Annotated in this window: 10 protein-coding genes; 2 read left to right on the forward strand and 8 right to left on the reverse strand. The window is 65.2% G+C overall.

What is annotated here, in order from left to right:
* Positions 1–181: 181 nt before the first annotated feature.
* The 4 genes from JQ580_RS25790 to JQ580_RS25805 all read right to left on the reverse strand — a co-directional run bounded on the left by JQ580_RS25790 (position 182) and on the right by JQ580_RS25805 (position 3977).
* On the reverse strand, positions 182–907 hold the full coding sequence (locus tag JQ580_RS25790; RefSeq protein WP_212282996.1) for a DnaJ domain-containing protein: 726 nt from the start codon (positions 905–907) through the stop codon (positions 182–184).
* Positions 908–971: 64 nt separating this feature from the next.
* Positions 972–1721 carry a vWA domain-containing protein gene (locus JQ580_RS25795; RefSeq protein ID WP_212282997.1) on the reverse strand — a complete coding sequence of 250 codons (750 nt, stop codon included), beginning with the start codon at positions 1719–1721 and terminating at the stop codon, positions 972–974.
* Positions 1722–1851: 130 nt separating this feature from the next.
* Entirely contained in the window at positions 1852–2712 is an 861-nt protein-coding gene (locus tag JQ580_RS25800; RefSeq protein WP_212282998.1) for an alpha/beta fold hydrolase, read from the reverse strand.
* Positions 2713–3053: 341 nt separating this feature from the next.
* The gene (locus JQ580_RS25805) at positions 3054–3977 is read right to left on the reverse strand and encodes a division plane positioning ATPase MipZ (RefSeq protein WP_212282999.1); all 924 of its coding nucleotides are present in this window, start codon (positions 3975–3977) and stop codon (positions 3054–3056) included.
* A gap of 282 nt (positions 3978–4259) precedes the next feature.
* Here JQ580_RS25805 and panC point away from each other — a divergent pair, with 282 nt between their 5' ends.
* The gene (gene panC, locus JQ580_RS25810) at positions 4260–5111 is read left to right on the forward strand and encodes a pantoate--beta-alanine ligase (protein WP_212283000.1); all 852 of its coding nucleotides are present in this window, start codon (positions 4260–4262) and stop codon (positions 5109–5111) included.
* Here the strand turns inward: panC and JQ580_RS25815 are convergent.
* The 4 genes from JQ580_RS25815 to JQ580_RS25830 form a co-directional block, all read right to left on the reverse strand.
* Positions 5108–5548 carry a DUF1489 family protein gene (locus JQ580_RS25815; protein WP_212283001.1) on the reverse strand — a complete coding sequence of 147 codons (441 nt, stop codon included), beginning with the start codon at positions 5546–5548 and terminating at the stop codon, positions 5108–5110. The genes panC and JQ580_RS25815 overlap by 4 nt on opposite strands.
* Positions 5549–5590: 42 nt before the next feature.
* Positions 5591–6571, reverse strand: a complete 981-nt coding sequence (locus tag JQ580_RS25820; RefSeq protein WP_212283002.1) for a hypothetical protein — start codon at positions 6569–6571, stop codon at positions 5591–5593.
* A 156-nt stretch (positions 6572–6727) separates the two neighbouring features.
* Positions 6728–6931: a hypothetical protein gene (locus JQ580_RS25825; RefSeq protein WP_018321158.1), complete on the reverse strand. Its 204-nt coding sequence runs from the start codon at positions 6929–6931 to the stop codon at positions 6728–6730.
* A 304-nt stretch (positions 6932–7235) separates the two neighbouring features.
* A complete protein-coding gene (locus tag JQ580_RS25830) occupies positions 7236–7898 on the reverse strand; it encodes a glutathione S-transferase family protein (protein WP_212283003.1) in 663 nt (220 codons plus the stop codon).
* 135 nt (positions 7899–8033) lie between these two features.
* Between JQ580_RS25830 and JQ580_RS25835 the strand changes: the two genes are divergently transcribed.
* Positions 8034–8750: a DUF599 domain-containing protein gene (locus tag JQ580_RS25835; protein ID WP_212283004.1), complete on the forward strand. Its 717-nt coding sequence runs from the start codon at positions 8034–8036 to the stop codon at positions 8748–8750.
* Positions 8751–9321: the final 571 nt, after the last annotated feature.

A 9321-nucleotide genomic window follows, 5' to 3' on the forward strand; every position in this document is an offset into this window, starting at 1 on the left:
CGCGGGCATTTTTGTTTTTGGCGGCTCTTGATGCCAGTTGCGCGACAACCTCTCGTCAAGGATTTACGGTTAAAACTTTACTCGATCAATCAACCACGCCGACAACGGCGGGTGTCAGGGCGACGGCAGACAGAGCAAGCGGAGCTCACGCGGTACGGGCGTTTGTAGCGTAGTGCCGGAGTTAGCCGTTATGCGTACGAAGCAGAGTATCCTTGGCCTCGTTTACACGGGCAGCGAGGTAGTTCGACCCCCCCTGGTCGGGATGGAGTTTCTTCATCAGGGTCTTGTGCGCCCGGCTGATGTCGTCACGCCCCGCCCCCGGCTGCAGGCCAAGGATCTGATAGGCCTCCTCCGCCGTCATTTTGCCGCTCGCCGCCGGGCCTCGCTGCCCCCCTGCCGCATCGCGCTGCGCGTTCTGACGCCAAGCGGGAAACCGGCGGTCCAGATAGCTTTCAAGTAAGGCCACGCTCTCGGCGTCGAACGTCGGGACCATCGCCAACAGGCTGGCGAGATCGAATTCGCCGAGATCGCGCCCGGCGTAAGGCCCGGCGACGATCTGCCCGCCGAGCTGGCCGGAGCCGTGATCGAGCCGCATATCCAGGAATTGCGAGCGCACGCGCGAGGATTGCCCTGACGCAGGCGCAGCACCGCCGCCGAACAGCCCGCCGACATTGCCGAAGCCGGCATTTGCCAGCGGCGTCCAGCCCAGCAGCCCGGCGCCGAAAATCCCGAGCGGTATTGCCACCACCAGTTCGCCCTTCAGCCCCGTAAAGGCTGCGACCGCCAGGGCCACTACGCCGCCGCCGAATTTGACAGCGCGCGCCAGCGCCGCCGGATTGGCCGAGCGGAACATCTGGAGCAGCAGGTAGAGCGTGATAATCGCGACAGCGCCGGCAATCAGGGTCATGACCGGAATATAGGCGCCCTCGCGGCAAAATGCATGGCATACGCCCCGCCGCGACGCCTGCGCGCTACTTCATTTGGCCGATCAGCCTGGCCGCTCCGCTTGCGGTCTTCGCCAGCTGCAACAGCGCCTCGCGACCGCCGGCGGCATAGGCCGCAGCGGCCCGCAGCAGTTCGCTCAGCTGCGCTGCCGCGCCCGGGTCGAAACGGCACCAGGCACCGCCGGTCAGACGCGCGATCTCGCGAAAGGCCTGCTCGGCGACGGCGTCCTGACCTTCCTGAAACACGAATACAGGCACGTTGAGCATGCCGAGTTCGCCGGCCTTGGCGCAGAGCTCGTCGACCCTCTCCTCCATGGCGTCGCCGACGAAGACGACGGCGCGCACGCCCGATGCGACCGCTTCGCGCCGCGCCTCGCTCAGCACCTTGCCGATCTGGGTGTCGCCACCCCGGCAATCGATCTTGCTCATCAACGCCGCAAGCCTGGTGCTGTCGGATATCCAACCGGTGGCGCGACACTCGCTGAAGCCGCGATAATAGACCAGCCGGATGTCGAGACTGCCAAGCGCGGCGGCCTCGCGAAACATGTCGGCCTGCAGCGCGCACGCCATGTCCCAGGTCGGCTGCCGGCTCATCGTCGCATCCAGCGCGAAGATCAGCCGCCCCTTCGCGCCCGGCGCATGCGGCGACAGCGCACGCGCCTTGGCCACGAAGGCTGCGATGTCTTCCGCGGTCGATGTGCCGGCCTGCGGCACCGCACGGCCTGCTTGCGCCGAGACGGCATCGCGGCTGCGCGGTTTGATGGGTTCGCCCGACATCCCTCGACCTTTCGTGGGCGGCTAATGTGGTTAGCGCGATCAGTCCGGTCAATGTGCGAAGCCCCCGCCGGCGGAAGCTGGCGGGGGCTTTGGAGATCGTGACTGACGATGAGCGCGCCGCCGGGGAACGTCAGCTCTTGGCAGGCGCCATCAAGGCGACCGGACCGGGTTCGAGGATCTTCGGCGGCGACGATTGCGTATCGACGGGTCTAACCTCGCTGTCGGTCGCACTCAGGAATTTGTCGAGCATGCCCTGGATCGAATTCTTGGCGACATCCGGACCGGTGTCGCGCATGTCGTTGTGCTGGAATTCGGTCTTCACGACCTGGATGCCAGCCTTCTCGCATTCCTCATCAGTCGGGATCACGCCTGCATCGGTCTTGAACTGCGGATCCTGCGAGCGGAACGACAGGATCTTGAACTTGCCGGCGGTGACGAAGGGCACGCGCAGATTGTCGAGGGTGACGACCTTCTTGACCTCATCCGGATACTGCTTGGCGAAATACATCGTGATGTCGCCGCCCATGGAATGGCCGACCATGGTGACCTTGTCGTAGTCGGCGTTGGGCTGAACCTTCTTCATCTCCTGCACGGCGAGATGGATGTTGGCGACGCCGCGCAGGATCTGCGGCAGGCGGCCGACATAGAGCTCGCCGGGCTTCGTCACCATCGGGGGATCTGTCGGCAGATCGTGCTGCGGGCTCAGGACCATGTAGCCGCGCGCAGCGAACATGTTGGCGATGAAGCCATACTCGGTGTTCTTGACGGTGTTGCCGTGATTGATCACCGCGACCGGCATCGTGATCATGCCGGCATTGGCCTGCATCTCCTTGTCGCGCCGCACTGCGATTTGCACGGGCACCGGACGATTGTCACGAGAGGCGTCGTAGAAGGTGATGGTCTCGTGCTTGATGGCCCACTTGCTCGCCGTGAAATAGGCGATGCCGCAGAGAGCACTGACCGAAACCAGAACGGCAATTCCACGCTTCATTTTCGTCCTCAGCCTCAGGCTCTTTGGCCTGAATCCCTGTTGAAAATCGTGTTCTTCCGGGGCTCTTTGGCCCCTTGTCGCCTATCGCTAATATATGTCACAGGCGCGTGACAGGAAGGCCAAATATTGTGAACCGGCAGCCCTTTCATTGTGCGCCGCACACTTTTTCTAGGCACCCCGTCTGTGCAAAGCTATTTCAGGTGCACGCCACCATCCGACGCAACCGGTCTCGATCGGGTTCAATTTCACGGTCAACGTCAGGTAAAAACGGCGGAACGCGGCCGCAGTTCCCGCGAGGTCCGGCCGCTCAGATCGATCGGAAGTAGTGATATACCGCCGCCTCAGGCGCCGAGGATGTCGTGGACCTCGAGCGGCTTGTCGACCTGGTTGAACCACTCGGCCCGGTTGGCGGCGCGACGGCGGCCGCGCTCGTCCAGCGGCAGCTTGAGCTGGCGGAGCAGGCTCGTCACCTCTTCCCGTGCTGTGAGATGGCCGAGATTGGGCCGCATGCCCAGCGTGGCCTCGTCGATCTCGTCGAGGGCGGTCAGGCCGCGCGGGAAAAACTCGCGATAGACGACGCGTTCGGCGAAGCCGTCGACGTAGCGGAAGCCGAGCCGCAGCGACAGATCCTTCAGCCCCTCGGCGACCAGCTGCTTGTTGCGCGAGCCGAGCATCGACAGGCGATTGCGCACGACGATCCAATCGGTGGTCGAGCCGTCGAGCTGGCGACGCTTGCGCCTGACGTCGCGCACCATCTCGGCGTAATGGCTCTCGCCCGTTACCGCGTAGTTGGCGGGATCGACGGTGCCGAGCACATCGAAATCCAGGAAGCTGTCGTTGATCGGCGTGACCAGCGTGTCGGCCATCGAGTGCGCGAGCCGCATGAGGTAGCTGTCGGTGCCCGGCGTATCGATGACGATGAAGTCGAAGCTGCCCTCAACCGCCGAGACCGCCTCCATGAATTGCTGGAACTCGGAATTCTCGTTCTCGGCGACCTGCATGGTCTCGCCGAGCTTGATGCAGCGGTGCGTCGGCAATTCGAGGCCGAGCCCGGTGCGGCGCGCCCAGGCGGAACGATTGTTGATGTAGTGGGTGAAGCTCTGCTGACGGCAGTCGAGGTCGATGGTGGCGACGCGCTGGCCGGCCTTCAGGAGCGCAACCGCGATGTGCAGAGCGGTGGTCGACTTGCCGGAGCCACCCTTCTCGTTACCGAGCACGACCACATGCGCCGAGCCGGATTGGCCTTGGCTAGCCTGCACAAGCATCGCGATCCTCAAATCCCCTGATCAATATCTTCGAGTTGGCCGCGTCTGCGGTCAAGTTAAATGCGTGACATGTGATGCAAATCGTACGGCGCCGTTCTTCATCATGAACAGCTGCGTCAATCTTCGTCTGTGATCCATCCCACAATCCCGCGAAGCCGTGCGCGACGTGCGGGATGCTGTGCCGCATCCCGATGCATGGCGTCCACGATCCCCGCTTGTTAAGGTTAGCCGCCCCTGGCGCATGGTCACGCCGCGCCGATTCCAAAACCCTGTCGAGTTCTGATGTCAGCAAGCCCCTTGATCGCCCGCACGGTCCCGACCTTGCGCCGCGCCGTCGACAATCTTCGCAAGCGAAAGGCCACCATTGCGCTGGTGCCGACCATGGGGGCCCTCCATGACGGACATGTGTCTCTCGTTCGTCTCGCCAAGCGGCGCGCCAGCCGCGTCGTGGTCTCGATCTTCGTCAACCCAACGCAGTTCGCCCCGACCGAGGATTTCGGCGCCTATCCGCGCACCTGGAAGGCCGACATCGCCAAGCTCGCGGCCGAGGACGTCGATATCGTCTGGCACCCCGGCGTCGCGGCGATGTACCCGGATGGCTTTGCCACCCGAATCGTGCCGGAGGGACCGGCGCTCGCCGGCCTCGAGGACCGCTTCCGCCCGCATTTCTTCGGCGGCGTCGCCACCGTCGTCGGCAAGCTGTTCACGCAGTGCCGGCCGGACTTCGCGATCTTCGGCGAAAAGGACTTTCAGCAATTGCGGGTGGTGACGCAGATGGCGCGCGACCTCGACCTCGGGGTGAAGGTCGTCGGCTCGCGCACGGTGCGCGAGCGCGACGGGCTCGCGATGTCCTCGCGCAACGTCTATCTGTCGCCTGAGGAGCGGCAGACCGCCGCGATCCTCTACCGTGCCATGAAGGACAGTGCCGGTCGCATCCGCGCCGGCGAAGCCATCGCGTCGGCCATGAGGCGTGGCGCCGCGACGATCGAGGCGGCCGGCTTTGCGCTCGACTACTACGAGGCGCGCCATGCCGAGACGCTGGCGCCTGTCACCTCGCGCAAGGACGGCCCGCTGCGGATCCTGGTCGCGGCGAAGCTGGGCACGACCCGGCTGATCGACAATATCGCGGTCTAGAGCAGGCCGAGATCGCGCAATTCGCGCCGCATCGGCTCCGGCATCGCCGCGATCGAGCCGGCAGCGGATTTGCCGAGATCGGTCGGCACGGAATCATCGGTGAGATAGCGCCAGCCCTGGAACGGGCGCATCGGCCGCGGCGACACCGCGACGACCCTCGGCTGCATCACAATGCGGCAGCGCCCGATGCCGTCCTTGTCGCGGAACGGCTCGATGCCGATGATTTTTTCCCGCGCGGCGATCTCGCCCTTGATCACCCAGTAGAGCGACCCGCCCGCGAGGATTTCGGCGTCGCGCTTCGGGACCATGCGGGTGACGTGGATGTGGTGTTGCGGCAGACCCTTCTTCTTGGCGGTCTGCATCCGTTCGGCGATCCACTCCTTCAGTTCCTTGACGGAGTCGCAGCCGACGGCGAGCTTGATCAGATGTAGCGGCATGCCCAAGCATTAGCCGGGCCGCTCCGCATTTGAAATGCCGATCTACTCGTTATCCGCAGCCGCGGGAGCCGCAGCCGACGCGGGCGGCGGTGCGAGCGGAACAGGTGCTGCAGGGGCACGCGCGGCCTTCGGAGCGGGCGGCTTCTTCGCGGCCGGCGCGGCGGCTTGTGCCGAGGCGGCTGCCGGCGCGCGCGGTGCCGGCGCTGCGTTCGCAGGCGCCGCCTGACGCGTCGTCGCGGTCGGCTCCGGATTCATGATGCTCACCGGCGGCGTCGACGCGGCGCTCGGGAACTCAGCGTTGGTCGGCTTGCCCGTCGGCATCGAGGGCGGCAGCCCCGCGAGCGCGGCAGTGGCCGGCATCGGCGGCAGCGTCGCGGGCGCGTTCCAGGTCGGCGCATGGCGCGCGACCAGCGTATCGTAGAGATGGGAATCCATGTTGGCGGCGACCTGTTGCTGGTCGGTCAGCGAGCGGAACGCGGCGCAGTCGAACTGCGTGCAGCCGTCGCGCACGACCAGCACCTGTGCCACCAGGCCATAGCGATCGTGCTCCAGCGCCTTGCGCAGCACTTTCATGTCCGTCGTCAGGCTCTTGTCGGCGGTCGCGGCATCACCGAGCGCAGTCAGCCGGTCGATTCGGGCCGCAGTGTAGGAGACGGCGGCCGCCGCGGCATCCGGCGAGCCGAACAGGGCCTTCTCGCAGCCAATGGCGACCGCATCGCCAGCGAGATCGTCGAGACAGGACAGCGCCGGCAGGCTCGCCATGACCGCATTGTTTTGCGCGCGCGTTTCGGTCGGCGCGTCCTGCCCGGCCGGGCCGTAGACGCGCATGGTGGCCGCTCCGGCGATCGCGATGGACAGCAGCGTAATCACCGTCAGCGCGCCGTTGGCGACCGACCGGTCGGCACGCAGCAGCGTGATCAGCAGGATCAATCCGAAGAATCCGGCAGCAGCCAGCGTCATCCACATCGGAAAGGCCGGCGAGCGCCAGACTTGGTCGAGCGAAGTGGCCCATGCCCAGTTCATGCGCGACGTCCCCTCACGCGAGCAGAGAGCGAATGGTCAAGCGAGCACCGCGAGTCGGCAACTGCCCCACGCCCACCTTGCGAAGGTGAAGCTGGCCTTTTAACGGCGGCAGAACACAATTCCGCAGGAGCGCGAATGCGCGGGGAGCCTCGGTCGTCAGGAGAGCGCGAGCTGGCTTTCCTTGGCGACGCGTTCGAAGGCTTCGGTCGAGCTCTTGATCCGGTACTGGCAATCGTCGCCGTCGGTCGGCAGCAGACGGATGACCTCATACGAGCCGCTGGCAGCCGGGCGCGCGACGTTGCTGGCCGTGAACAATACGCGCGTTCCAATCGGGAATTTGTGCTTCAACACCCTCTCCATCACTCAAACAGCGCCTGCCTCGCCCATGGTCCCACTGCGACGGCCGGCCGGAAACCCACGTGCTGTATAGCACGCAGCTGGCCGTTTTGGCCAGCGCGATGCCAGCATGGCAAACGTGTAAATGTTGCAGTCTTTTCAGACTGATAAGGATGGAACCCGCGGCCCGATGCTACCGTCGGGGCCGCATGTTCGGGCGGCATGTCGCAGGGCCGGTCGCAGCCCCGGTAGCCCCAAGTCCGGCCAAGTCCGGAACCTGAGCGCCGCCGGCCGGCACGGAGCCGGCGGCCTCGTTCGCACCCGGCGGTCAGGCGTCCTCGAACTTGGCGATGACGAGGGTTTCGGCAAGCCCGTCCCTGGTCCATTCCTGGAACGCCGGCAACGCCATCATCGTCTCCATGTAGGCCTTGGTGTCCGGCGCGACGTCGATCGCATAGGTGCGCAGGCGGTGCACCACCGGTGCGTACATCGCGTCCGCCGCGCCGAAGCGACCGAACAGGAATGGACCCTTGGCGCCGTAGCGCGTGCGGCATTCGCGCCAGATCTCCTCGATGCGCGCGACGTTGGCCCTGGCGTCCGCCGACAGCGCCACGGGCCGGATCGGCCGGTGCAGGTTCATGCCGCATTCATTGCGCAGAGGCACGAAGCCGGAATGCATTTCGGCGCAGACCGACCGGGCATGGGCGCGCGCGGCGACGTCGTCGGGCCACAGCTTCACTTCGGGATAGCGCTCGGCGATGTATTCGATGATGGCAAGCGAGTCCCACACCGTGACGTCGCCGTCGACCAGCACAGGCACCTTGCCGGCACGGCTGAAGGACAGGATCTGCTCCTTGTCCGCGGGATTGTCGGTGTACAGCGGGATCAGCGTCTCCACGAACGGGATGTCGTTGGCGCGAAGCGCGAGCCACGGCCGCATCGACCATGACGAGTAGTTCTTGTTGCCGATCGCGAGTTTCAGCGCAGCCATGTCATCAGTCCTTCCCGAAACGTCTTTGAGCGAGCCGCTTTTAACGCCATCGACTGCCGCCAATCAATCGTTGCTGCGCCCCGCCATGCGTGGCAATCGTTGCTGTTCTCACGAAAAGACGGACATGAGACAGACATGAGCAGGCATTGGGTCGACGTCACAGCCGTCGGCTTCTTCATCATCGAATGGCTGGTCTATGCCTTGACGCTGGAGCATTCGGCCTACGGCCGTGACAGCCTGTCGGCGCGCATGAACCGCTATCGCGAGGTCTGGGTGCGCCGGCTGCTCGATCGTGAGACGCGCATGATGGACATGCAGATCATGGCCTCTCTGCAGAGCGGAACCGCCTTCTTCGCCTCGACCAGCCTGTTCGCGCTCGGCGGCGCGCTGGCGCTGCTGCACGCCACCAACGACGCCATCGTGATCCTGAGCAAGCTGCCGATCGACCTCAGCACCTCGCCGGCGATGTGGGAGCTGAAGTGCGTCGGCCTCGTGCTGATCTGCGTCTATGCCTTCTTCAAATTCGCCTGGGCCTATCGCCTGTTCAACTATGTCGCGATCCTGTTCGGCGGCATGCCGCCGGCCGACCGGCGCGACACGCCGGAGGCGGAAGCCCATGTCATCCGCACGGCGCGCCTGTTCGAATCCGCCGGCCGCCATTTCAACCGCGGCCAGCGCGCCTTCTTCTTTGCGCTCGGCTATCTCGGCTGGTTCGTCAGCCCCTGGCTGCTGTTCGTGACAACCGCGGCCGTGGTGGTGGTGACCTGGCGAAGGCAGTTCGCGTCCAGCGCTTGGGCGGCGATGGCGCCAGAGGTGCGAGATAGTGATGTGGGGATCAAGCGCGGTCATTGAGGCTTATGTCCCGGACGCGTAGCAGCGCTTCTTAGCGCTGCTACGCAGAGTCCCGACCCGGGGCAACACGGTCCGATGCGGATAGATGGGCCCCGGCTCTGCAGCGCACCGCTGAAGCAGCGCTGCGCCGCACCCGGGGCACGAGAGCGAGCGTGACGCACGCTTTCTCCGCGTTGTCATTGCGAGAAGCGCTTGTGACGAAGCGATCCAGAGTCCGTCTGCGGAAAGACTCTGGATTGCTTCGCTGCGCTCGCAATGATGGAGGATGGGGCAGCAGGGTGGTTCTCCAAGTCTCGTTGTCATTCCGCGCGGGGAATCCAGTACGCCGCGGCTTCTCGGTTCAATCACCTCCGTCTCGGAGGACTGGATCGCCCGGTCCTTGTGCGCAAGTGCGCACTGGCCGGGCGATGACAGTGAGTGTTTTGGCTGCAGACACGCCTTCTCGTTCCCGCGGCGCGTTTCGCCCGAGCTTTGCTTGGTCTCGCTACCCTCTGATCCAAGAGGGCGCAGGGAAGGCCGGGTGCCGGTTGGCACCCGCGGTCCGCTGCGCGAAAATGCACACGCAGGAAGA

This window comes from Bradyrhizobium sp. SZCCT0148 (assembly GCF_018129985.1).
GTDB classification, from domain to species: domain Bacteria; phylum Pseudomonadota; class Alphaproteobacteria; order Rhizobiales; family Xanthobacteraceae; genus Bradyrhizobium; species Bradyrhizobium japonicum_H.

Coding starts and splice junctions, on each gene's coding strand:
- JQ580_RS25800 (WP_212282998.1), bottom strand. CDS start 2,712: ATGAAGCGTGGAATTGCCGTTCTGGTTTCGGTCAGTGCTCTCTGCGGC.
- JQ580_RS25815 (WP_212283001.1), bottom strand. CDS start 5,548: ATGCCGCTACATCTGATCAAGCTCGCCGTCGGCTGCGACTCCGTCAAG.
- JQ580_RS25820 (WP_212283002.1), bottom strand. CDS start 6,571: ATGAACTGGGCATGGGCCACTTCGCTCGACCAAGTCTGGCGCTCGCCG.
- JQ580_RS25825 (WP_018321158.1), bottom strand. CDS start 6,931: ATGGAGAGGGTGTTGAAGCACAAATTCCCGATTGGAACGCGCGTATTG.
- JQ580_RS25835 (WP_212283004.1), top strand. CDS start 8,034: ATGAGCAGGCATTGGGTCGACGTCACAGCCGTCGGCTTCTTCATCATC.
- JQ580_RS25830 (WP_212283003.1), bottom strand. CDS start 7,898: ATGGCTGCGCTGAAACTCGCGATCGGCAACAAGAACTACTCGTCATGG.
- JQ580_RS25805 (WP_212282999.1), bottom strand. CDS start 3,977: ATGCTTGTGCAGGCTAGCCAAGGCCAATCCGGCTCGGCGCATGTGGTC.
- JQ580_RS25790 (WP_212282996.1), bottom strand. CDS start 907: ATGACCCTGATTGCCGGCGCTGTCGCGATTATCACGCTCTACCTGCTG.
- JQ580_RS25795 (WP_212282997.1), bottom strand. CDS start 1,721: ATGTCGGGCGAACCCATCAAACCGCGCAGCCGCGATGCCGTCTCGGCG.
- panC (WP_212283000.1), top strand. CDS start 4,260: ATGTCAGCAAGCCCCTTGATCGCCCGCACGGTCCCGACCTTGCGCCGC.